This is a genomic window from Glaciibacter kafniensis (genome assembly GCF_039538945.1).
In the GTDB taxonomy this organism is placed as follows: domain Bacteria; phylum Actinomycetota; class Actinomycetes; order Actinomycetales; family Microbacteriaceae; genus Cryobacterium; species Cryobacterium kafniensis.
Genome location: NZ_BAABCN010000003.1, coordinates 113,748 through 136,026, shown reverse-complemented (window position 1 = coordinate 136,026; position 22,279 = coordinate 113,748). Strand labels below are relative to the sequence as shown.

21 protein-coding genes are annotated in these 22,279 nt (G+C 63.5%); 12 read left to right on the top strand and 9 right to left on the bottom strand.

Going from position 1 to position 22,279, the window contains the following annotated elements; genetic code table 11:
* The first annotated feature begins 9 nt into the window (after positions 1–9).
* The 8 genes from ABD791_RS08630 to ABD791_RS08595 all read left to right on the top strand — a co-directional run bounded on the left by ABD791_RS08630 (position 10) and on the right by ABD791_RS08595 (position 8,355).
* Positions 10–474, top strand: a complete 465-nt coding sequence (locus ABD791_RS08630; RefSeq protein ID WP_345064910.1) for a MaoC family dehydratase — start codon at positions 10–12, stop codon at positions 472–474.
* Positions 471–1,781, top strand: a complete 1,311-nt coding sequence (locus tag ABD791_RS08625; protein ID WP_345064907.1) for a CaiB/BaiF CoA transferase family protein — start codon at positions 471–473, stop codon at positions 1,779–1,781. Before ABD791_RS08630 ends, ABD791_RS08625 begins: the two co-directional genes overlap by 4 nt.
* Positions 1,778–2,935: an acyl-CoA dehydrogenase family protein gene (locus ABD791_RS08620; protein WP_345064904.1), complete on the top strand. Its 1,158-nt coding sequence runs from the start codon at positions 1,778–1,780 to the stop codon at positions 2,933–2,935. Before ABD791_RS08625 ends, ABD791_RS08620 begins: the two co-directional genes overlap by 4 nt.
* A gap of 43 nt (positions 2,936–2,978) precedes the next feature.
* Positions 2,979–3,962 (top strand): sugar-binding transcriptional regulator, encoded by a 984-nt coding sequence (locus ABD791_RS08615; protein WP_345064901.1) that lies wholly within the window; start codon positions 2,979–2,981, stop codon positions 3,960–3,962.
* Positions 3,963–4,111: 149 nt separating this feature from the next.
* On the top strand, positions 4,112–5,491 hold the full coding sequence (locus tag ABD791_RS08610) for an ABC transporter substrate-binding protein (RefSeq protein WP_345064898.1): 1,380 nt from the start codon (positions 4,112–4,114) through the stop codon (positions 5,489–5,491).
* Positions 5,492–5,495: 4 nt separating this feature from the next.
* Positions 5,496–6,443, top strand: a complete 948-nt coding sequence (locus ABD791_RS08605; RefSeq protein ID WP_345064895.1) for a carbohydrate ABC transporter permease — start codon at positions 5,496–5,498, stop codon at positions 6,441–6,443.
* Positions 6,440–7,303, top strand: a complete 864-nt coding sequence (locus ABD791_RS08600) for a carbohydrate ABC transporter permease (RefSeq protein ID WP_345064893.1) — start codon at positions 6,440–6,442, stop codon at positions 7,301–7,303. The genes ABD791_RS08605 and ABD791_RS08600 overlap by 4 nt, the downstream gene beginning before the upstream one ends.
* Before the next feature lie 2 nt (positions 7,304–7,305).
* On the top strand, positions 7,306–8,355 hold the full coding sequence (locus ABD791_RS08595; RefSeq protein WP_345064890.1) for a DUF2804 domain-containing protein: 1,050 nt from the start codon (positions 7,306–7,308) through the stop codon (positions 8,353–8,355).
* A gap of 2 nt (positions 8,356–8,357) precedes the next feature.
* On the opposite strand, the gene ABD791_RS08590 is transcribed toward ABD791_RS08595, so the two are convergent.
* Positions 8,358–9,353, bottom strand: coding sequence for a sugar-binding transcriptional regulator (locus ABD791_RS08590; protein ID WP_345064887.1), 996 nt, complete (start codon positions 9,351–9,353; stop codon positions 8,358–8,360).
* A 116-nt stretch (positions 9,354–9,469) separates the two neighbouring features.
* Here ABD791_RS08590 and ABD791_RS08585 point away from each other — a divergent pair, with 116 nt between their 5' ends.
* The 3 genes from ABD791_RS08585 to glpK all read left to right on the top strand — a co-directional run bounded on the left by ABD791_RS08585 (position 9,470) and on the right by glpK (position 13,743).
* Positions 9,470–11,203 (top strand): glycerol-3-phosphate dehydrogenase/oxidase, encoded by a 1,734-nt coding sequence (locus ABD791_RS08585; RefSeq protein WP_345064884.1) that lies wholly within the window; start codon positions 9,470–9,472, stop codon positions 11,201–11,203.
* Between the two features lie 169 nt (positions 11,204–11,372).
* Positions 11,373–12,140 carry an MIP/aquaporin family protein gene (locus tag ABD791_RS08580; protein WP_345064881.1) on the top strand — a complete coding sequence of 256 codons (768 nt, stop codon included), beginning with the start codon at positions 11,373–11,375 and terminating at the stop codon, positions 12,138–12,140.
* 88 nt (positions 12,141–12,228) lie between these two features.
* Positions 12,229–13,743, top strand: a complete 1,515-nt coding sequence (gene glpK, locus ABD791_RS08575; RefSeq protein ID WP_345064878.1) for a glycerol kinase GlpK — start codon at positions 12,229–12,231, stop codon at positions 13,741–13,743.
* A gap of 217 nt (positions 13,744–13,960) precedes the next feature.
* Here the strand turns inward: glpK and ABD791_RS08570 are convergent, their stop codons facing one another.
* The 5 genes from ABD791_RS08570 to ABD791_RS08550 all read right to left on the bottom strand — a co-directional run bounded on the left by ABD791_RS08570 (position 13,961) and on the right by ABD791_RS08550 (position 18,421).
* A complete protein-coding gene (locus tag ABD791_RS08570) occupies positions 13,961–14,812 on the bottom strand; it encodes an HAD family hydrolase (protein WP_345064875.1) in 852 nt (283 codons plus the stop codon).
* Positions 14,809–15,378 carry a GNAT family N-acetyltransferase gene (locus ABD791_RS08565; RefSeq protein ID WP_345064873.1) on the bottom strand — a complete coding sequence of 190 codons (570 nt, stop codon included), beginning with the start codon at positions 15,376–15,378 and terminating at the stop codon, positions 14,809–14,811. The genes ABD791_RS08570 and ABD791_RS08565 overlap by 4 nt, the downstream gene beginning before the upstream one ends.
* A 2-nt stretch (positions 15,379–15,380) precedes the next feature.
* Positions 15,381–16,385 (bottom strand): tryptophan--tRNA ligase, encoded by a 1,005-nt coding sequence (gene trpS / locus ABD791_RS08560; protein ID WP_345064870.1) that lies wholly within the window; start codon positions 16,383–16,385, stop codon positions 15,381–15,383.
* A gap of 104 nt (positions 16,386–16,489) precedes the next feature.
* Positions 16,490–17,323, bottom strand: a complete 834-nt coding sequence (locus tag ABD791_RS08555) for an exodeoxyribonuclease III (protein WP_345064867.1) — start codon at positions 17,321–17,323, stop codon at positions 16,490–16,492.
* A 9-nt stretch (positions 17,324–17,332) separates the two neighbouring features.
* Positions 17,333–18,421 carry a YihY/virulence factor BrkB family protein gene (locus ABD791_RS08550; RefSeq protein ID WP_345064864.1) on the bottom strand — a complete coding sequence of 363 codons (1,089 nt, stop codon included), beginning with the start codon at positions 18,419–18,421 and terminating at the stop codon, positions 17,333–17,335.
* Between the two features lie 274 nt (positions 18,422–18,695).
* On the opposite strand from ABD791_RS08550, the gene ABD791_RS08545 reads away from it, so the two are divergent.
* Entirely contained in the window at positions 18,696–19,112 is a 417-nt protein-coding gene (locus tag ABD791_RS08545) for a hypothetical protein (RefSeq protein WP_345064861.1), read from the top strand.
* 100 nt (positions 19,113–19,212) lie between these two features.
* Here the strand turns inward: ABD791_RS08545 and ABD791_RS08540 are convergent, their stop codons facing one another.
* Genes ABD791_RS08540 through ABD791_RS08530 form a run of 3 tightly spaced genes read right to left on the bottom strand, consistent with a single transcriptional unit; the run spans position 19,213 to position 22,271 of the window.
* Positions 19,213–19,971, bottom strand: coding sequence for a succinate dehydrogenase iron-sulfur subunit (locus tag ABD791_RS08540; RefSeq protein WP_345064858.1), 759 nt, complete (start codon positions 19,969–19,971; stop codon positions 19,213–19,215).
* 2 nt (positions 19,972–19,973) lie between these two features.
* Positions 19,974–21,791 carry a succinate dehydrogenase flavoprotein subunit gene (gene sdhA / locus ABD791_RS08535; protein ID WP_345064855.1) on the bottom strand — a complete coding sequence of 606 codons (1,818 nt, stop codon included), beginning with the start codon at positions 21,789–21,791 and terminating at the stop codon, positions 19,974–19,976.
* A gap of 18 nt (positions 21,792–21,809) precedes the next feature.
* Positions 21,810–22,271 carry a succinate dehydrogenase hydrophobic membrane anchor subunit gene (locus ABD791_RS08530; RefSeq protein WP_345064851.1) on the bottom strand — a complete coding sequence of 154 codons (462 nt, stop codon included), beginning with the start codon at positions 22,269–22,271 and terminating at the stop codon, positions 21,810–21,812.
* Positions 22,272–22,279: the final 8 nt, after the last annotated feature.

Genomic DNA, 22,279 nt, shown 5'->3' with positions numbered 1-22,279 from the left:
AGTCGTCGGGTGCGTGCCATCGCGGGAGTGAGCGAGCTTGAGACGCTCGTCGGTGCCGAGCTGGGGATGAGTCAGTGGATGGCTATCGAGCAGCAGCACATTGACGCGTTTGCTGATGCGACGGGCGATCACCAGTGGATTCACGTCGACGCCGAGCGCGCGGCGGCCAGCGGGTTCGGCGCAACGGTCGCTCACGGGCTGCTCACTCTCTCGCTGATTCCGCAGCTGTCCCGCAAGGCGTATGCGATCACCGGGATCTCGAAGACCGTGAACTACGGCTTCAACCGAGTGCGGTTTCCCGCCCGCGTGAGTCCGGGGGCCCGCATCCGCGATCGAGCACAGTTGCTCTCCGTTGTTCCGTCGCCCGCAGGGGTGATGGTGACGATTCGACACGAAATCGAGCTTGAAGGCAGCGACAAACCGGCGTGCGTGGCCGAGACGCTCACCCTAATCAGCCCGGAGCAGCACGCATGAGCGAGTCGCACACCCATGAGTTCGACCAGCCACGCAGCGGTCCGCTGAGCGGGGTTGTCATTGTCGACTTCACCCGGGTGCTCGCCGGCCCCTACTGCACCATGCTTCTCGGAGACATGGGCGCCACGATCATCAAAGTCGAAAGCCCTGCCGGCGACGACACTCGATCGTGGATGCCCCCGGTCGTCGATGATGAGGCCACCTACTTTCTCTCCGTGAACCGCAACAAGCACTCCGTTGTGCTTGACCTGGCCGACCCGGCCGATCAGGCAACGGCCGCCGAGTTGATTTCTCACGCCGATGTTGTCGTCGAGAATTTCAAGGCGGGCGGAATGGCTCGCTTCGGTCTCGACTACGACACGGTGTCGGCGGATCACGCCGGCCTCATCTATGCCTCGATCACGGGCTTTGGAACCGGACTCGGCGCGAAGTATGCCGGGTACGACCTCAGCGTGCAGGCCATCTCGGGAATGATGAGCCTGACCGGCGGCGCAGAGACCGAGCCGTATCGCGTCGGCGTTGCCCTGTTCGATGTGATGACGGGGATGCACACCGCCATCGGAATTCTCGGCGCACTCCACCATCGCGACGAAACGGGCGCCGGCCAACAGATCGAACTCAACCTCCTGACGTCTGCGCTGTCGAGCCTGGTCAACCAGTCAGCCGCGTACGCGATGGCCGGTGTCGTTCCCACCCGCATGGGTAACCAGCATCCGAGCCTCTACCCCTACGAGCCGTTCCCGGCTGCCGATGGTGACATCATCGTCGCCGTCGGCAACGACGCGCAGTTTCGGCGCCTCTGTACGTTGGTCGAGGTGCCCGAGTTGGCAGACGATGTCCGCTTTCAGACCGTGCTCGGGCGCAACACCCACCGCGATGACTTGCGCATCCTTCTTCGCCGCCGGTTGATTACCGAGTCGGTGCAGCACTGGTTCGATGAGTTGACGGCGCTCGGCGTTCCCTGCGCCCCGATCAACACCCTGGGGCAGGGCATCGACTTTGCCGACCAGATCGGTCTGGAGCCGATTGTTGTCGCGGGAACCGACGAGCGCGCGATCCGCACCATTCGGCATCCGGTGAGCTATTCGCGCACCCCGGCGAGCTACGAGGTCGCCCCACCGCTTCTCGGCAGTGCACACGGGCTGGTCATGGACTGGCTGAACGCCCGGCGGCCGGCGGCCCCAGAAACAGCGGGCACAGAAACGACAAGCACAGAAGCGACAAGCACAGAAGCGACAAGCACAGAAGCGACAAGCACAGAAGCGACAAGCACAGAGACAGCGAACGTCGAAGGAGACGCCCAGTGAACCGCATCGACGACCTCTTCGATCTCACCGCTCTGCTCTCGCCCGCAGAGATCGACTGGCAGACGCGTGCCCGCGACCTGGCCACGACGCTGATTGCGCCCGTCATCGACGCCGACTTCGAGAACAAGCATTTTCGGCGGGAGATCGTCGCCGAGCTCGGCGCCGGCGGATTCCTCGGAATGCACCTCACCGGCTACGGCTGTGCCGGGGCGAGTGCCGTCAGCTATGGCCTCGCCTGCCTGGAGTTTGAAGCAGTCGACAGCGGATGGCGCACTCTGGTCTCCGTGCAAGGCTCACTGGCGATGTCGGCCATCTGGCATTTCGGTTCAGAGCAGCAGAAGCAAGAGTTTCTTCCGCATATGGCGACCGGAGCGGTGCTCGGGTGCTTCGCCCTCACCGAACCGCACGGAGGCAGTGATCCCGCTGCCATGGTGACCAGAGCCGACCGAGACGGCGATGGTTGGGTGATCACGGGCACGAAGCGGTGGATCGGGTTGGCCTCTGAGGCCGACCTCGCCATTGTCTGGGCCCGCACCGACGAGGGCATCCGTGGCTTCATCGTTCCCACTGACGCCGACGGTTTCGTGGCCCGCCCGATCGACACGAAGCTGTCCATGCGGGCATCCGTGCAGTGCGACGTGGAGTTCAACTCCGTTCGCGTCTCTGGCGATGCGCTCCTGCCCGGCGTCACGGGGCTCTCCGCGGCACTCAGCTGCTTGAACGAGGCGCGGTTCGGCATCGTGTGGGGAGTAATGGGCGCAGCCCGCTCCTGCCTGAACGCTGCCGTCACCCGTTCCACCGAGCGCAGCGTTTTCGGTCGTCCCCTCGGTGCAAACCAACTGGTGCAGCAGAAGCTGGCCGAGATGTTCGTCGAGTACGAAAAGGGGATGCTGCTGGCCCTGCACATCGGTCGTCAGAAAGAGCGCGGAACGCTCACCCCCGAACAGATCAGCGTCGGAAAACTCAACAACGTGCGCGAAGCGATCGCCATCGCATCGACGGCACGATCACTCCTCGGCGGTGACGGGATCACCTCGGAGTTCCCGGTGATGCGACACATGGCCAACCTTGAATCCGTGCGCACCTACGAAGGCACCGACGACATCCACACCCTCATCCTCGGCCGGGCGCTGACCGGCTTGGCGGCGTTCTGATGACGCACCGAGCCGTAGCGAGCAGCACGAGGGGAGGTGCCGCATGACCGAGATCGCAGAGCAGACGAAGTCGGCGCTGAAAGCCGCACATCTCTACTACATCCAGGACCTCACCATGGGGGCCATCGCCGAGGAGCTGGGCACGTCGCGATCATCGGTCTCGCGGCTCATCTCCTATGCGCGCAAGAGCGGGTTCGTCGACATTCAGGTCAAGTCGCCGCACGAGCGCATTCCTCGTCTGCAACACAGTCTCAAGGTTGCCTTCGGGGTGAACGCCTACATCGTGCCGGTGCCTGACCAGGTGAACAGCGCCGACCGGCTCGAACGGGTGGCCGGGAGCGCTGCCCGTCTGCTGAACATGTTCGTCGGATCGAACGCGACCATCGGTGTCGCGTGGGGATCAACGATCAGCGCAGTCAGCCGACACGTGGTGCCGAAAACCACCCACAATTCGACGATCGTTCAGCTCAATGGCGCCGCCCACACCCGCAGCACCGGCATCGTCTACGCCAGCGAGATCCTGCACCGTTTCGGTGATGCCTATGGCGCCTACGTGCAACAGTTTCCCGCACCTGCGTTCTTCGATAACCCGTCGACCAGGGTTGCGATGTGGGAGGAGCGCAGCATCCGTCGCGTTCTCGATGTGCAATCGCGCATGGATGTCGCTCTGTTCGGCGTGGGTGACCCGTACTCCAACATTCCCGGGCACGTGTACAAGTCGGGGTACATCGACCCTGCCGACTTCGCCGAGCTGCAGACGCAGGGCGTGGTCGGCGATGTCGCGACGGTGTTCTACCGCTCGGACGGCTCCTGGGCCGATATCGCGATGAACTCTCGCTCGAGCGGTCCCAGCCTGGATCTTCTGCGGTCGGTGCCTCGGCGAATCTGCGTCGTCAGCGATGCCAGCAAGCTCGCCAGTTTGCACGGCGCCCTGGCCGGACGGCTCATCACCGACCTGATCATCGACGAATCAACCGCCCGCCAGCTACTTTCCTGCACACCTGTGCAGGGCGTTTGGCCGCCGTGATTAACCACTCGTAATCTGAGCCGAACTCTGGCGCCACCGCTTCACCCGCAGAGTCCCACCGCTGCACTGCAGCGTGGGTGAAAGCGGTGCCCCCACAGCTGCTCCATCCCCCTAGCTCCATCCCCACCACAGAAAACAATGAGGTTGCAATGATGCAGATGAATCACGGAAACGGGCGGCGGATGCGTCGTACCCTGATCGCCGGTGGCGTCACCGCCGCGCTCGCCCTCAGCCTGGGCGGTTGTGCAACGGCATCGAACGATGCTCCTGCTGCCGTCGACGGCGGCGGGCTCGGCACGGCCGACAAGCCGGTCGAGATCACCATGATCGCGAACGACGGATACGCCAAGCAGTGGCAAGAGAACATGGTTCCGGAGTTCAACAAGGAATTCCCGAACATCAAGGTCAACATCGAAGGTGTTCCCTATGGCGACCAGCTCTCGAAGACGCTGCTGGAGATGACAGCGCCGGAGCCGCGTTACGACATCGTGATGGCCGATGACAACTGGATTCCGCAGATCGCATCGACCGGTGGGCTGCTTGACCTGAAGGCCGGCGCTGCCGCGTGGACCGACGAGGACTACGACTGGGATGACTTCTACCCGGCCGCGCTCGCCGCCGGCGAATGGGACGGTAAGCAGTACGGCGTTCCCACACGCAGCAACCTGTTGATGATGTTCACCAACAAGTCGCTCTATGAAAAGGCCGGCCTTGAGGCGCCCACCCCGGAGATCACCTGGGATGAGTACATGGAGCAGGCTCCGAAGTTGGTGCAGGACACCGATGGCGATGGCGCCGTCGACGCCTGGGCTGTCGGAACCTACTTCGTGCGCGACAGCCTGACGCCGACAATCTGGCAGACGATTCTGAACTCGAATGGCGGAAAGCTGCTCGACGATGACGGCACGGTTGCCTTCGACAACAAGAAGGGCGTCGAAGCGCTTCAGACCCAGATGGATCTGCTGCAGTACGCCCCTCCCGGAGCGTCAACCTGGCAGTTCAACGAGCCGCTCGAGGCATTCCGTCAGGGCCGCCTCGCCACGATGTTCACCTGGGGAAGCGTCTACCGTGGAACCGCTGTCGACCCGACAACGACCACGCTCACCCCTGAGCAGGTCGGCATCCAGACTCTCCCCGTCGGCAGCGCATCCGCCGGCGCACACCGCGGTGTGTGGAGCGCAGCGATCAGCTCCAAGAGCGCCCACCCCGAGGCATCCTGGGCTCTCGTGCAGTGGCTGACCTCGAAGGCCGGCGAGAAATGGCAGTCGAACACCCTGGGAGTCTTCCCCGCGCGCCAGTCGACCCTGAACTCGACTCCGGAGCAGGAATGGCTCGTTCCGGTCTTCGCCGCGATCAAGGAAGGCTTCGAGGCCGTCGACGCTGGACAGATGTGGCGCCCGCGCATGGTCGAATCCGACGCTGTGCAGCAGATCCTTGCTGACCAGACAGGCGAAGCCATCCCCGGCCAGATCACCGCACAAGAAGCAGTGGACACCATGTCCGCCGACATCACGAAACTCCTGAAGTAACACTATGAATGCGATCCAAATTGCAAAGCCGATCAGCGGTCTTGCGCAGTCGAAGTCCGGTCGACGATTCCAGAAGTATCGAGTACTCGATTTCTTCGACCGCTGGACGTTTATGGTCCCCGCTGCAGTCCTGCTCCTCGCTGTGCTCGCGTACCCGCTCTTGTACACGGTGCAGATCAGCTTTGCGAAGTTGGACCTGGCGACCTTTGCCCCCTCCGAATGGGTGGGCTGGGAGAATTACGCCACAGTGCTCACTGACCGCGGTTTCTTGAACTCGATGAAGGTCACCGCCATCTATCTGGTGCTGGCCCTCCCGATTCAGATGTTCCTCGGTTTTGGGATCGCATTCCTCATCAATGCCGAGTGGAGGGGGCGCGGCCTAATCCGCGCCCTCTTCCTCATCCCCATGGTCATCGTTCCCGTTGTTGCCGGTGGGGTCTGGAAAATGCTCCTCGACCCGCTCTGGGGCGTCTTCAACTGGATGGGAAGTCTGGTCGGACTGCCGACCGTTGACTGGCTGGGAGACCCGACCCTGGCCATGGTCAGCATCGTCATGATCGACACCTGGCGCTGGACCCCGTTCATCGTGCTGATCGCATCCGCCGCTCTGATGGCGCTGCCGCAGGATGTCTTCGAAGCCGCGGCCGTCGATGGCACCCGCTGGTGGCAGACGCTGCGTTACATCACGATGCCGTTGCTGGCACCGATCATTGCCGCCACCTTCGTCGTGCGCTGGCTCGGTGCCGTCAAGATGTTCGACATCGCCCTCGCCGCCACCCGCGGTGGGCCTGGACAGTCGACCAACGTCGTAAACCTGTATATCTACGAACAGGCGTTCCGCTCGCTCAAGTTCGGAGAATCGTCGGCGATGGCCGTGATCATCCTCATCATCACGGTGATACTCACGCTCATCTTCCTGGCCATGAGCAAGAAATTGGAGGACAGGTTTTGAGCACTCTCACGCTCCGACCCACCCGCAAACGTTTGAAGAGTCGCACAGGGGCCAACGTCAGGATCATCTCCGGCGTGGTCGCCTGCTTCCTCTTTCTCGTTCCGGTGATCTGGATGGTCGCCACCTCATTCAAACTTCCGACGGACATCTTCACCACGCCGCCGTCGTTCTTCGCCCCCATCACCTTCTCGAACTACGGCAGCTACATGGATGCCGCGGACATCCCGCACCGCATGATGAATACCGTGATCGTCGCGATCGGCGCCTCGGTTCTCTCGGTCGTCGCCGGTGCGATGGCCGGGTATGCGCTGTCGCGCCTGCGGATCAAGGGGGCAGCGACAATCGGCGTGCTCATCCTGGTCTCACGCGGAGTGCCGCCGATCGCCCTCGCCGTGCCGATGTTTCTGGTCGCGCGCAAACTCAACATCACCGACCTGCACATCACCCTGATCCTGGCCTACTGCACCTTCCTCATTCCCTATGTGATGTGGCTGATGCGGTCGTTCTTCCTGGCGCTGCCGAAGGAGCTCGAAGAGTCGGCGATGATCGACGGCACCTCCCGGCTCGGCGCGTTCTTTCGGATCATCGTGCCCATTTCGATGCCGGGCCTCATCTCGACTCTGATCTTCAGCGTCATTCTGGCGTGGGAAGAACTGTTGTTCGCCCTCGTTCTGACCAACCGCAATGCGGCGACGATTCCGGTCGCGATCGCAGGCATGGCCGCCGACACCGAGAACGGTGCGATGTGGGGTCAGCTGGCCGCCGTCGGTACGATTACGGTTCTTCCCCTGATCGTGTTCGCTCTGCTGGTGCAAAAGTGGCTGGTCAAGGGACTCGCCGAGAGCGCGACAAAGGGATAACGATGAGCCGCACGCACGACAGTCGCACTGGTAATGGCCGCGCCCAGACAGTGGCGAAGCACGAAATCGAACTTCTCGAACCTGTTGATCTCTGCCTGCCGAACGGAAGGCTGAATCCGCAGGCCGTCGGCTGGAGTCGCAGCGCCATGGTTCGCCCGAACCTCCGGGGTTGGGGGCGCAACAAGCGCTTTGAATATTGGTGCATTGCGACCCCCACCCAGGTCTTCGCGCTCAACATCTCCCATTCTGACTATCGGTCGACGTTGGCTGCCTTCTCCCTCGACCTGCACACCCTGACGGCGGTGTCTGAGGTCGAGGTGCGGTGGTTGCCACCGCGCAAGAACGCTCTGCCCGGCGTGACGGGGGTCATTCCCATGGAGGGCAAGGGCAAACGGCTGACAATTCGGATGACTCCCACGGCGACGGGCACCCACCTCTCCCTCGTCGGCGAGCGACTGAGCGCCGAACTCGACGTCTTCGAGCCGCGCGACCATGAGTTCATGGGGGTTGTCGTTCCGTGGGACGACCGACGCTTTCAATACACGCGCAAAGACAACTGCCTGCAGGTGCAGGGTGTCATCTCCGTCGACGGAGTCCAGCACGCCATCGAGCGCGGCGAAGGCGCGTATGCGACGCTTGATCACGGTCGCGGCCGGTGGCCGTACTCGATTCTGTGGAACTGGGCATCCGGCAGCGGAACAACCGATGGCCATGAGATCGGTCTGCAGTTCGGGGCAAAATGGACCGACGGCACCCCGTCGACCGAGAACGCACTGCGCATCGACGGCCGAATCGAGAAGATCAGCTCCGACATCGACTGGAACTATGACACGTCAGACTGGCTCGCACCGTGGACGATCACGAGCGACAGAGTCGACCTCCACTTCACGCCCGTCTACAACCGGGCATCCCGCTACAACCGACTGATCTTTCTCAGCAGGGAAGATCAGGTCTTCGGCTACTTCGACGGAACGGTGACCTCGGAATCGGGTCGGGTTTACCGGGTCGAACGGGTCTTCGGGTGGGCTGAAGAGGTCGCCCGCCGCTGGTAGCGCTACTCGCGGGTCGGTGTGCTGTCGGCGGATTCCAACAGCAACCGGGCCGTGCCTTCGTCGAGAATCACATCGGTCACGAGTCCTGCTCGAAGCGCTCCGAGCAGACTCGAGACCTTTGATCGGCCAGATACGACGCAGATACGCCGCGGGATTCGACGGAGCACGCTGAACTCGGGGCCCGTTCCGCGAGCGTTCAAGGCGATCCCGTCCGTCGAGCCGTCTGAGCGATAGAAGACGGTCGCCACATCGCCGACGACCCCGTCTTGACTCAGCTCGTCGTAGTCTGCCGACTCGAGGTAGCCGCCGCTGTAGACGTGACTGGGAATCTCGGCGAACGGAGATCCGATGCCGAACAGAACGACATCCATCTTCGATTGGAGTTCCAACAGGCGCTGCGTGCTGCGCTCTCGCCACATCGCCGATTTCGTTCCGGGGTCATCGAAGAATGCCGGCACAGGAAACTGCTGAACGTGGGCGCCGTACGAGTCGCCGAATCGCCGCAGAATCTCGCTCGCGTAGCCGATGCCGGTCGTGCGGGTATTGCCTGCGCCGTTCAGCTGCACAATGTGCGAATTGTGGGTTTGCTTCGGAACCAAGTGGCGCGAGATCGCGCTGACCGTTGAACCCCACGCGATTCCCATTGACATGTTCGAGTCAAAGAACTGTCCGAGAATACGTGCAGTGGAGAGCGCGACACGGTTCAACCTGTCGACGTCACTGACCTGGTCTGGCACCGGAACGACGTGCGCGGTGACCCCGAACTTGGTGAGAATCTCGCTCTGCAGGCGAGCAGGCAACTCGAGGGGGGAGTGGATCTGGATGTCCACCAATCCGCTGGCCCGAGCATGGCTGAGAAGGCGTGAAATCGAGGATCGGGAGGTGTGGAGCTCCTGCGCGATCGCATCCATTGTCAGGTCCTGCATGTAATACAGGTGTGCGGCAGTGAGCGCACCGCGGGTGCGATCGGACTGCATTTCGTCGTCTGTCAGACCCATTGTGACTCCTTGCACGTATGTTCATCCAGCTTGACCGTTTGTGACGGATTGTTCAAGCTGTATTCATACACACGGCTCGCCCCGCTGCAAGCCGACACGACAGTAGAGGTGAGTCCGTGAAGTCTTCAAACGTCACGCCAAGGTCAAAATCAACGTCAGCTCTCACGGAGCGTCCGAACGCCCAGGTGCTCGTCATCGGTGCGGGGATCAACGGCATTGCGACATTCCGCGACCTGGCCCTGCAGGGCGTCGATGTGACGATCGTCGATCGCGGTGACTACGTCTCCGGCGCATCGGCCGCGTCGTCGCACATGATTCACGGCGGCATCCGCTACCTCGAAAATGGCGAATTCCGTCTGGTCAAGGAATCGGTTGAAGAACGCAACGGGCTGATCAAGATCGCCCCGCACTACGTCAAGCCGCTGAAGACCACCGTGCCGATCTTCTCGACCTTCTCCGGTGTGCTGTCGGCCCCACTGCGTTTTCTCACCCACAAGCAGGGCAAGCCGCAGGAACGCGGTGCGCTGCTGATCAAGCTCGGCCTCGGCCTCTACGACTCCTTCTCGCGCGACGGCGGCAGCGTGCCCCGGCACGAGTTCCGCGGTGCGAAGGAGTCGCTGCGCCAGCTTCCCGAGCTGAACCCGGCACTCAAGTACACGGCCACCTACTACGACGCATCGATGCACGATCCTGAGCGACTGGCCCTCGACGTGCTGCGCGACGGTCTCGACGCCGGCCCGCACGCTCGGGCCGCCAACTATGTCGAGGCTGTCGGAATGGATGCGGATGGTGTGCGCCTGCGTGACACCGTCACCGGCGAGGAATTCAGCTTTGCCGCCGACATCGTGGTCAACACCAGCGGACCGTGGACAGACCTCACCAATCAGGCGCTCGGCGAAGCCAGCACCTTCATGGGCGGTACCAAGGGCTCACACGTCGTGCTCGACAACCCGGCACTTCTGGCCGCAACGGGCGGGCGGGAGATCTTCTTCGAGCACAGCGACGGACGCATCGTGCTGATCTACCCGCTCAAGGGCCGCGTTCTGGTCGGAACCACCGACCTTGAGCACGACATGACCCAGCCCATCCGCTGCACTGAGGCCGAGGTCGACTACTTCTTCGAACTCGTCGCGCACGTTTTTCCGCAGGTCGCCGTCGACCGCTCCGACATCGTCTACCGTTTCTCCGGTGTGCGCCCGCTTCCGCGGCACGACGACGAAGCGCCCGGTTTCGTCTCCCGCGACTACCGCATCGAGTCCCGTCCGCTCGGCGCCCGCGCCGGCACGCTGCTCAGCCTCGTCGGTGGCAAGTGGACCACCTTCCGCGCCCTCGCTGAGCACCTGAGCGGCGACATCCTGACCCTGCTCAACCTGCCGCGCGTCGTCTCGACCGAAGGCCTCGCCATCGGCGGCGGCAAGGGCTTTCCGACCACGGATGCCGCGCACCAGGTCTGGGTGACCGCGCACGGCGACGAGGTGGGCGTGCCGCGTGCCACCACTCTGCTCGCCCGCTACGGAACCAGGGCTGCCGACGTGATCGCCTCGATTGTCGAAGCGCCAGATGCGCCGCTCCGTCACAACGCCGACTACTCCCGCCGGGAAATCGAGTACCTCGCGGCCAGCGAGTCAGTGGTGCACCTGGTCGATGTGCTTCTGCGCCGCACCAGTATGGCCTTCGTCGGAGGCCTGAGCCTCGACCTGCTCACCGAGATCGCCGGGCTTGTCGCACCGGTGCTCGGCTGGGACGATGTGCAGGCGACCGCCGAGATCGCCGCTGCTGTTCAGGAACTCGCCGAAGCACACGGCGTTGTGCTGGCACCGCACCGCCAGGAGGCCCTCGCGAGCGCCTGAGCGTGACCGGCCGGAGGGGTCACTGACGTCCTCCGGTGCCCTTCAGGTCGCGGAACGTTGCACAAATGTGCATCGAAATCCCCCCAAAGGGGTGAGGCGGAGCCGATACGGTTTCACAAGAATCACGAGAGTGTGACTTCTTACTCGCGCCTCTAGGAAAAGGGTCAAAGTGGACAATCTCGGTGTTGCATTTCTGTCGGAGGTCGTGGGAACCGCCCTCCTCGTGCTGCTCGGCTGTGGCGTCGTCGCCAACGTCGCTCTGGCCAAGACCAAGGGACTCGGCGGCGGGTTTCTGATGGTCACAATCGGATGGGGCTTCGCAGTCTTTTCCGGTGTGATCGTGGCCTACAACTCAGGTGCCTACCTGAACCCGGCTGTCGTTCTCGGCGTTATCGCCTCAGGTGCCGACAACTTCGGAGGTGGTGCGCAGGTCCCGGTGAACGTCGGCTCAACGCTGGCGTACATTGCAGCGGAACTGATCGGGGCCATCATCGGTGCCATCGTTGTCTGGTTGGCCTACAAGCAGCACTTCGACGAGGAGCCGGTAGCGGCAAACAAGCTCGGGGTCTTCTCGACCGGTCCGGCCATCCGTTCCTACGGATGGAACCTCATCACCGAGATCATCGGCACGTTCGTGCTGGTGTTCGTGGTGATCGCCTTCGGTGGCGGACGACAGGGTGAGGGCGGACTTGCCGCTCTCGGTGCATTGCCTGTCGCTCTACTCGTGCTCGTCATCGGTACCTCAATCGGTGGCCCGACCGGATACGCCATCAACCCAGCCCGTGACCTCGGCCCCCGTATCGCGCACTTCATCCTGCCGATCAAGGGCAAGGGCGGCTCTGACTGGTCCTACTCGTGGGTTCCAGTGGTCGGCCCGATCATCGGCGGTTTGCTCGCCGGCTGGTTGTCGATCGTGCTGCTGCCGCTCCTGACGTAACCGACGGCATCCGCCGGCAACCACCCGGTCGCCGACTCAATTTTCTTATTACGAACCGCATTCATAACGCATAACGAAGGAGTTACCTATGGGCGATTACGTCATCGCGATCGATCAGGGCACGACGAGCAGTCGCGCGATCATTTTCGACAAGGCCGGGTCGATCATCTCGACCGGCCAGCTCGAACATGAGCAGATCTTTCCGCAGGCCGGCTGGGTCGAACACGATCCGAAGCAGATCTGGGACAACGTTCGCGAGGTCATCGGTCAGGCACTATCGAAGGCCAATCTGACGCGCCATGACATTGCCACCGTCGGTATCACCAACCAGCGTGAGACCGCGGTGGTCTGGGACAAGAACACTGGCGAGGCGGTCTACAACGCCATCGTCTGGCAGGACACCCGTACTCAGCCGATCGTCGACCGACTCGCCGCCGATGGTGGTGTCGAACGCTTCAAGCAAAAGGTCGGCCTGCCCTTGGCGACCTACTTCTCCGGCACCAAGATCGTCTGGATCCTCGAGAACGTCGAGGGTGCTCGCGAAAAGGCGGAAGCCGGCGACCTGCTCTTCGGCACCACCGACTCGTGGGTTCTCTGGAACCTCACCGGCGGCATCGACGGCGGTGTGCACGTGACCGACGTGACCAACGCTTCGCGCACGATGTTCATGGACTTGGAGACCCTCGACTGGGACGACGAGATCCTGGCTGCATTCAACGTGCCGAAGTCGATGCTCCCGACCATCAAGAGCTCGTCAGAGGTCTACGGCACCGTCGGGCAGAACTCGTTGCTGCGCGAGGTGCCGGTGGCCGGCATCCTGGGCGACCAGCAGGCCGCGACATTCGGTCAGGCGGCGTTCGACCAGGGTGAGGCGAAGAACACCTACGGCACCGGCAACTTCCTGATCTTCAACACCGGCACCGAGATCATCCACTCAAAGAACGGGTTGCTCACCACCGTCGGCTACAAGCTCGGCAATGCTCCGGTGCACTACGCGCTCGAAGGCTCGATCGCGGTGACCGGCTCGCTCGTGCAGTGGTTGCGTGACAACCTCGGCATGATCGGTTCCGCAGAGGAGATCGAGACGCTCGCCGCTTCGGTTGACGACAATGGTGGCGCCTACTTCGTGCCGGCGTTCTCCGGCCTGTTTGCGCCGTACTGGCGAGCGGATGCCCGTGGCGCGCTGGTCGGTCTGACCCGGTTCGTGAACAAGGGGCACATCGCCCGTGCTGCGCTCGAAGCGATCGCATTCCAGACCCGTGAGGTTCTGGATGCGGTGAACGCCGACTCCGGTGTGCCACTGACGGAGCTCAAGGTTGACGGCGGCGCAACGGCCAACAACCTTTTGCTGCAGTTCCAGGCGGACATCCTGAACGTGCCGGTGGTGCGTCCGGTTGTGGCCGAGACGACGGCACTGGGTGCGGCCTATGCGGCCGGCCTGGCCGTCGGTTTCTGGAACGGCCTCGACGACCTGCGCGCGAACTGGCAGGAAGACGCACGCTGGGAGCCGAACATGGATTCCGCTGAGCGCGACCGCTTGCTGCGCAATTGGAAGAAGGCGGTCACGAAGACGCTCGACTGGGTCGACGACGACGTGCGCTAACCGGCACGAGTTCGATCACTCTGGAAGCTCGGAGCCACTCAGGTGGCCCCGGGCTTCTGTCGTTCGCAGCCGTGCAACTGCGCTGGAGGCGGGGCACTTCCCGCCGAAAGCTGCTGCGCGGGTCCGGTGCCGCTGCGCGCGTTGGCCCCAATGCGCGCAGCGGCACCCAACCCGCGCGACGGATGGCGGTGGTCGAGCCGATCGACCGCTCGACGGGTCAGTGGGAGCGAGGCAGATTCAACACAGCGGGCAACTCCGCCAGCCCCGTGATGCGGATGACGCCGAGACGAGCCGCCTCAGCCGTCTCAGCAGCCTCAGCAGCCCCGGCAGCCCCAGGCGCCTCGAGAGTGCCGACTCCTGCCACAGGGGGAGTGGAGGCGGCCGGTGAGGCCTTCGAGGCCTCCGCCGACGCGAGAGTGGCCTCTGACGCCCCGTGGCGGTCAAGCCACACCCCGGTGAGACCCGCCGATGCCGCACCGATCGCATCCGTGCGCAAGCGATCGCCGACATACACGGCGGATGCCGGCGCCACCCCGAAGAGTTCGCAGGCGAGAATGAAGATGGCAGGGTCGGGCTTTGCGACGCCCACTGATCCAGAGGCGACCACCTGTTCGAAGCGCGACTCCAGCCCGGTCGCCTGCAGCTTGCGCCGCTGAAAGGCGAGATCGCCGTTGGTGATCAAACCGAGCCGCACACCCGCCTGCTCGAGCGCGTCGAGGCAGGGGAGGGCATCTTCGTGCAGGTTCCAGCTCTCCTGGTAGTGAACGAAGTAGGCGTCGAACCACGCGCCGGCATCCGCCTCGTCCAACTCCACGCCGTGCGCCGCAGCAAAGTCTCGAGCCCGGGCCCGGCGCTGACCCTGAAAGTCGAGCCGTCCCGCCAGATACGAGTGATAGTGCTCTTCTTCGAGCGAATTCCAGAGCGTGATCGCTGCGGCCGGTTCCGCGGTGCCGAAGACGCCGCCGGCCATCTGCATATGCCGCAGAATTCCCTCGGCCACCGCGTTGCGGTGAGCGAACAGTGTGTCATCGAGGTCGAACAACACGACACGAGGCGAAATGTCGGTCATGGAGCCAGAACCTCCTGGGGCCAGCCGTCCTTCGGCAAACGATCGTCGTCGGCATACAGCCAGCCTTGCCACGATGGCGGATGCGAGCCGTCGCGATAGGCGGCCAGCGACGGACCCACCCCGGTGAAGGTGAACCCCGACTTTCGAGCCACCCGCGACGAGGCGATGTTTCCGACCAGGCACTCCCAATGGATTGCCTCGACGATGCCCTCGGCGAACGCCCAATCGGCGACGAGCCGCTGGGCCTCGGGAATGAATCCATTGCCGCGATGGCAAGCTCCCAGCCAGAAGCCGATCGACCCGCTCGGCACCCGCAGACAGATGATTCCCATGAGGTCGGTGGAGCCCGGAGCGCGCAGCGCCCAGGTGTACTCTTCGTCAGACTTCCACGCCCCCGGTATATACCGCGAGATGAATGTTTCGGCATCGGAGGCGTTGTAGGGCCACGGAACGGTGAGGAATCGTTCGAAAACAGGGTCCTGACAGAATTCGAACATCAACGTGGCGTCGGCAAGCACCGGTTGGTCGAGCAGAAGCAGGGGCGAGCTGAGCGAGATGGGCTGCATGGCTACACCCGCGGCAAGAGGCCGACGCGGTCGTAGGCCTTGGCCAACGTCGCATCGGCAACGGATGCCGCCCTGTCCGCGTTCTGCGCGAGCAAACGGTCGAGCTCGGCAGGGTCATCGAGCAGTTCGAGCACCCGCTCACGGATCGGACCGAACGTGCCGGTGACAACCTCGGCGAGACCCTTCTTGAGGTCGCCGTAGCCACGCCCGGCATACTCGTCTTCGAGCGAGGCGATGCTGCGTTCGGCCATCACCGAATAGATCGTGAGCAGGTTGGCCACGCCCGGCTTGTTCTCGCGATCGAATACGATCCCGCCGTCTGCGTCGGTCACCGCGCGCATGATCTTCTTCGCCGTCACAGAGGGCTCGTCGAGCATCCAGATGATTCCCGCGTGCGACTCGGCAGACTTCGACATTTTCGCCGTCGGGTTCTGCAGGTCGTAGATCTTTGCGGTCTCCTTCTGAATGGAGGCCTCCGGCACCACGAACGTCTCACCGAAACGGGTGTTGAAGCGGGTCGCGAGATCGCGCGTCAGCTCGATGTGCTGACGCTGGTCCTCGCCGACCGGCACGATCTCGGCGTCGTAGAGCAGGATGTCAGCGGCCATCAGAGTCGGGTAGGCGAACAGCCCGACGGTGGTGCCGTCGTGGCCGTGACGGGCCGACTTGTCCTTGAACTGGGTCATCCGGCCCGCCTCACCGAAACCGGTGATGGTGTTCAGCACCCACGCCAGTTGCGCGTGGGCTGCAACGTGAGACTGCACGTAGAGCGTCGACTCCGAGGGGTCGATGCCGGCGGCGATGTACTGCGCGGCAGTGCGGCGGGTATTCTCGCGCAGCAGCGCCGGATCTTGCGCGACGGTGATCGCGTGCAGGTCGACGATCGAGAAGAACGCGTCGTGAGTCTGCTGCAGCGACTTCCAATTGAGCAGGGCGCCGATGTAGTTGCCGATCTGCAGAGATTCGGCCGACGGCTGCATGCCTGAGTACAAACGGGTTTTCGTCATGTGTCGTTCTTTCGTGCTGGGCCGCTCGCACTGCACAGAGTGCGAGCGGCGAAAGTGTGGGGCGAAAGGTGTGGGGCCAGGAGTGTGGGGCCAGGCGTATGGAGTTAGAGGGCGTAGTCGACAACGACAGGCGTATGGTCCGACCATCGCTCGTCGTAGGCCGCAGCCCGGTCGACTGCATAGTTGGTGACGGATGCCGCCAGCTCGGGCGTCGCCAGCTGGTAGTCGATGCGCCAGCCGGTGTCGTTGTCGAAGGCCTGCCCACGCCACGACCACCAGGTGTACGGGCCGTCGGCCTCGCCGGCCCACTTGCGTCCGACGTCGACCCAACCGAGACCGGCTCCGGCGTTGTAGGCGGGGTCGTCTTCTGCGCCGACGATGCGATCGAAGTAGGCCCGTTCTTCAGGCAGGAACCCGGCGCGCTTGACGTTGCCGCGCCAGTTCTTGATGTCCAGCTTGCGGTGTCCGACGTTCAGGTCACCGACGACGACCGCGAGGGGATTGTGGGCCGCGAGTGCCGGCATCCGTTCGAGCATCGCGTCAAGAAAGTGGTACTTCTCCACCTGCTTGGGGGTCTCGACCTCGCCGGAGTGCACGTAGGTGCTGACCACGGTGACGATTTTGCCGCCGACCTCGTAGTCGGCCTCCAACCAGCGCCCGGCGCTGTCGAAGTCGTCGGCGCCGAGTTCAACGCGGTGAATCGTCGCGGTCGACCGACTTGCCAGGGCGACACCGGCCCGGCCCTTCGCGGTCGCCGGGTCGTGGAGGATGCTCCACTCTGGTCCGAGCAGACTCTCGAGGTCTTCGGTCGACGCACGTACTTCTTGAATGGCCAGGATGTCAACGTCGCGCCCGGCCAGCCAGTCGCCCATTCCCTTGCGGTAGGCGGCGCGCACGCCATTCGTGTTGATCGAGGCAATGCGAAGGTTTGTCGGCATGTGCCAAGTCTATGGCGTGGGCCCGACACCCGGGCTGGTGCGGGCCACGCGCTTCTTGGCCGCCCGCAGGCGGCGATTGCTCGCCCAGACTCGATACCAGGGGGCGTGTGCGCGGGCATCCCTGGCGTTTCGCAGCTCGACCACCGCTGCGATACGAAGAGCTTCCTCCTCGCGTTGCCGATTCTCCTCGGCCAGTGCTTCCGCGCTGACCTGATGCGGGGTCAGCCCGGCGTCGTTCATTCCGACGGCGATCCACGAGGCGGCGAGCAGGATGACGGTGCTCATCAGATTGAACCAGATGAGCAGACCGACGATGACAGCGAATGCGGCAAGCAGTGGGTTGGCGCCGGCTCCGCCGAGAAGGGCACTGCCCAGAACCTTGAGAACGCCGAGTGCGGCGGCACCGAGTAGCGAACCGGTGATCAGTCGGCGAAACGGAATATGCACCTCAGACAACACCCGAAACAGCAGGGCGAGTGTGAGGGTGTCGATGACGAGCACGAGGGCCAGTCCGACTCCGCGGGCCGTCACGGTGAACCAGAAGGAGTCCTGGGGGATGCCCAGCAGCCCGAAGAGCGAGCCGAGCGCCTCAGTGCTGGCGATGGAGATGATGGCGGATATCACCAGGATGATGCCGAAGAACAGTCCCAAGCCGAGCTCCCGCAACTTGACCCAGAGGAAGAACGTCTTCGAGGGCGGCATTCTGAAGATGGTGCGCACGGCCTGGGCGGTCGTCGACATCCACCCGAGAGCGGTGAAGAGCAACCCGACCAGCGCGATGGCGCCGGTCCAGCTCAGCACGGTGGCGGTGTCGAGGTCGGAGGGATGGATGACTCCATCCGGACCGATCAGGTTGGGGATCGACTGGTTGATCAGAGCGTAGAGCGCGTTCATCAACTCGGGGTTTCCGCCGATCCACAGACCGGCGATCGAGAAACCGACCCAGATTGCGGCGAAGACGGCGAAGAGGGACTGGTAGGACATGCCACCGGCCAGGATGCCGCCGCTACTGGCTCCGAAGTGCATGAAGACGCGTACCGGGCGCAGTCCGTTGACCCAGCGAACGATCCCATTCACCCTGTCAACGACCGCGCTCATTTTCACAAGCCCAGCCTAGCCAGCTGGAAACTCGGCGGATGCGGAGAGCGGAAAATTAGAAGTGGGTCGATGTTGCCGACGAGCGACACGCCCCCAATGTGGGGCACAAAAGGTAAATGAGCGTCGCTCACCTCTTGCGACGTGCCTTGCGATCCTGCGAGGATTCAGTTTGCTGACCCGAACCGAGCCGGCTATCCATAACCCGAATGTGGATGGTTTGATCATGTTTTCACCGATGCTGTGGCGATCCCGCGTTCCAGGAGTTCTTTCTCCGGTGCGTGCGACCCCCGGTTTTGTCGCGTCGATTGCACTTCTTACCCTGCTCGGTTGGGGTCAGCACACAGCACCTTCGGCATCTGCCCTCCCCGGCGCCTCCGCAGCCACCTCACAGGTCTGCGTTTTCGAGGCCACGTCGAAGTCACCATTCGTGCTGCCCGCGGACGTTCCCGCCGGCTGTGCGTCCCTCAACCAGTCGGCGTCATTGCAACCCGAGGCGATGACGCCGACTGCTCTTCTCGCCCTGTCGTCTCGTCAGACAGCGACTCAGGCGGCAAGTCACGCACCTGATCCTCACCTAGCCGGAAGCGGGGTGTCGGTCATCTGGCTGGTTCCGTTGGGCCTCGGAATCATCGTTCTGGGCGTGTTCTTCGCCGTGACGATGTATCTCCATCGCCACGACGACATCGACTAGCGCGCTCGAGGCCCACAGGACACGCATCCGCGCACAAAAAACGCATCCGCCCACGAGAACGTGAGCGGATGCGTCAGATGGAGAGCAGCGTGACCAGCGGTTACGCCTTGCCGCGCAGGATTGCCTGCTTGACCTCGGCGATCGCCTGCGTCACCTGGATGCCACGGGGGCATGCCTCTGAACAGTTGAAGGTGGTGCGGCAGCGCCACACGCCCTCTTTGTCGTTCAGGATGTCGAGGCGCACGGCGGCGTTCTCGTCGCGCGAGTCGAAGATGAAGCGGTGGGCGTTCACGATGGCGGCCGGGCCGAAGTACTGGCCGTCGGTCCAGAAGACCGGGCAGCTCGAGGTGCAGGCGGCGCAGAGGATGCACTTGGTGGTGTCGTCGAAGCGCTCGCGCTGGGCAACAGTCTGGATGCGTTCCTTGCCATCCTTCGCCTTCGTGGTGGCGACGAGGAACGGCTGAACCTCCTTGAACGACTCGAAGAAGGGATCCATGTCGACGATCAAGTCCTTCTCCAGCGGCAGGCCCTTGATGGCCTCCACGTAGACGGGCTTGGTGATGTCGAGGTCCTTGATCAGCGTCTTGCAGGCCAGGCGGTTGCGCCCGTTGATGCGCATTGCATCCGAGCCGCACACGCCGTGCGCGCAGGAGCGGCGGAAGCTGAGCGAGCCGTCCTGCTCCCACTTGATCTTGTGCAGCGCGTCGAGGATGCGGTCCGTCGGGTACATCTCTACGTCGAAGTCCTGCCAGTGCGGCTCGTCGTCGACCTCAGGGTTGAAGCGACGCACGATCAGCGTGACGGTGAATGACTGGATCGCCTCGGGGGCGACCGGGGTGTCGATGGTGGCAGTGCTCACCGTTAGTACTTCCTCTCCATCGGCTGGTAGCGCGTGATGACCACGGGCTTCCAGTCCAGCGCAATGTGATCGGCGGCATCCGCAGAGTGCGGGTCTCCGGTCAGGTAGGCCATCGTGTGCTTCATGTAGTTCGCGTCGTCGCGGTCGGGATAGTCGTCGCGCATGTGGCCGCCGCGGCTTTCTTTGCGGTTGCGGGCGGAGAAGACGACAACCTCGGCCAGGTCGAGCAGGAAGCCGAGTTCAACGGCTTCGAGCAGGTCGGTGTTGAACCGACGACCCTTGTCCTGCACGCCGATGTTCTTGTAACGCTCGCGCAGCAGGTGAATGGTCTGGGTGACTTCGGAGAGCGACTCGTCGGTGCGGAAGACCTGAGCCTTCTGGTCCATCATCTCCTGCAGTTCCTTGCGGATCACTGCGATGCGCTCGGTTCCCGTTGAGGTGCGGATGCTCTCCAGCAGGCCGCGCACGAAGCCGGCCGGGTCTTCGGGCAGCGGAACGAACTCGGCGGTCTTGACGTACTCGACGGCGTTGTTGCCTGCACGCTTGCCGAACACGTTGATGTCGAGCAGCGAGTTGGTGCCGAGGCGGTTGGAGCCGTGCACCGAGACGCAGGCGCACTCGCCGGCAGCGTAGAGGCCGGGAACGACGGTGGTGTTGTCGCGCAGCACTTCGGCGTTGACATTGGTGGGGATGCCACCCATCGCGTAGTGAGCGGTCGGCATGACCGGAACCATCTCGGTCACCGGGTCGACGCCCAGATAAGTGCGAGCGAACTCGGTGATATCGGGCAGCTTGGTTTCGAGAACCTCGGCGCCCAAGTGGGTGCAGTCAAGGTAGACATAGTCCTTGTGCGGACCGGCGCCGCGGCCTTCTGCGACCTCCTTGACCATGCAGCGGGCGACGATGTCACGCGGGGCGAGGTCCTTGATGGTCGGCGCGTAGCGCTCCATGAAACGCTCGCCTGAGGCGTTGCGCAAAATCGCGCCCTCACCGCGAGCGCCCTCGGTCAAGAGGATGCCGAGTCCGGCCAGGCCGGTCGGGTGAAACTGGAAGAACTCCATGTCCTCGAGCGGCAGGCCCTTGCGCCAGATGATGCCGACGCCGTCGCCGGTGAGGGTGTGCGCGTTCGAGGTGGTCTTGTAGATCTTGCCGAAACCACCGGTTGCGAAGATCATCGCCTTCGCCTGGAAGACGTGCAGTTCGCCGCTCGACAGGTCGTAGGCGACGACACCAGACGGCTGGTCGACGCCGTCGACGTTGGTCATGATCAGGTCGAGCACGTAGAACTCGTTGAAGAAGTTGATGCCGCGCTTGACGCAGTTCTGGTACAGCGTCTGCAGAATCATGTGGCCGGTGCGGTCGGCGGCGTAGCAGGCGCGGCGAACCGGGCTCTTGCCATGGTCGCGGGTGTGACCGCCGAAACGACGCTGGTCGATCTTGCCTTCCGGCGTGCGGTTGAAGGGCAGACCCATGTTCTCAAGGTCGATGACCGCGTCGATGGCTTCCTTCGCCAGGATCTCGGCGGCATCCTGGTCAACCAGGTAGTCGCCACCCTTGACGGTGTCGAAGGTGTGCCATTCCCAGTTGTCCTCTTCGACGTTGGCCAGGGCCGCCGCCATGCCGCCCTGCGCCGCACCGGTGTGCGAGCGGGTCGGGTAGAGCTTGGAGATGACAGCGGTGGATGCGTTCGGGCCGGCTTCGATGGCGGCACGCATGCCGGCCCCTCCGGCTCCAACGATCACAATGTCGAACTTGTGGTAGTGCACGCCGTCGATAACGGTGGACTCCGAGGGCGCTGTCACAGTGGCATCCGTAGTCATGATGGGTTTTTGCAGCTCCTAGCTGGCCGGGCAGAACGAGGGGAGAAGGTCGGCGGGCGCGCCGGCCGGGCAAGGGTCGAAGGTGAAGACAACGAGGGTGCCCAGCACGATCAGTACGACGACGGCGGCGAGAATCGCTGACTTGAAGATGCCGCGGGTGAGGCGGGTCGACGCGTAGTCGTTCACGATCGTGCGCATGCCGTTGCCACCGTGGATCAGTGCGAGCCAGAGCATCAGCACGTCCCAGACCTGCCAGAACGGGCTCGACCATTTGCCGCCGACGAAGGCGAAGTCGAGGGCGTCGACGCCCTCGCCGACCATCAGGTTCACAAAGAGGTGACCGAAGATGAGCACGACCAGCAGCACGCCGGAGACGCGCATGTAGATCCAGCCCCACTTCTCCCAGTTGACGCCGCGCTTGACGCTGGTGCGGGCCTCGCGGGAATAGGGACTGCGGGGAGTTTCAATGGTGGTTGACATATCTGTTC

Coding starts and splice junctions, on each gene's coding strand:
- glpK (WP_345064878.1), top strand. CDS start 12,229: ATGGGCGATTACGTCATCGCGATCGATCAGGGCACGACGAGCAGTCGC.
- ABD791_RS08550 (WP_345064864.1), bottom strand. CDS start 18,421: ATGAGCGCGGTCGTTGACAGGGTGAATGGGATCGTTCGCTGGGTCAAC.
- trpS (WP_345064870.1), bottom strand. CDS start 16,385: ATGACGAAAACCCGTTTGTACTCAGGCATGCAGCCGTCGGCCGAATCT.
- ABD791_RS08625 (WP_345064907.1), top strand. CDS start 471: ATGAGCGAGTCGCACACCCATGAGTTCGACCAGCCACGCAGCGGTCCG.
- ABD791_RS08565 (WP_345064873.1), bottom strand. CDS start 15,378: ATGCAGCCCATCTCGCTCAGCTCGCCCCTGCTTCTGCTCGACCAACCG.
- ABD791_RS08570 (WP_345064875.1), bottom strand. CDS start 14,812: ATGACCGACATTTCGCCTCGTGTCGTGTTGTTCGACCTCGATGACACA.
- ABD791_RS08615 (WP_345064901.1), top strand. CDS start 2,979: ATGACCGAGATCGCAGAGCAGACGAAGTCGGCGCTGAAAGCCGCACAT.
- ABD791_RS08555 (WP_345064867.1), bottom strand. CDS start 17,323: ATGCCGACAAACCTTCGCATTGCCTCGATCAACACGAATGGCGTGCGC.
- ABD791_RS08530 (WP_345064851.1), bottom strand. CDS start 22,271: ATGTCAACCACCATTGAAACTCCCCGCAGTCCCTATTCCCGCGAGGCC.
- sdhA (WP_345064855.1), bottom strand. CDS start 21,791: ATGACTACGGATGCCACTGTGACAGCGCCCTCGGAGTCCACCGTTATC.
- ABD791_RS08605 (WP_345064895.1), top strand. CDS start 5,496: ATGAATGCGATCCAAATTGCAAAGCCGATCAGCGGTCTTGCGCAGTCG.
- ABD791_RS08590 (WP_345064887.1), bottom strand. CDS start 9,353: ATGGGTCTGACAGACGACGAAATGCAGTCCGATCGCACCCGCGGTGCG.
- ABD791_RS08610 (WP_345064898.1), top strand. CDS start 4,112: ATGATGCAGATGAATCACGGAAACGGGCGGCGGATGCGTCGTACCCTG.
- ABD791_RS08595 (WP_345064890.1), top strand. CDS start 7,306: ATGAGCCGCACGCACGACAGTCGCACTGGTAATGGCCGCGCCCAGACA.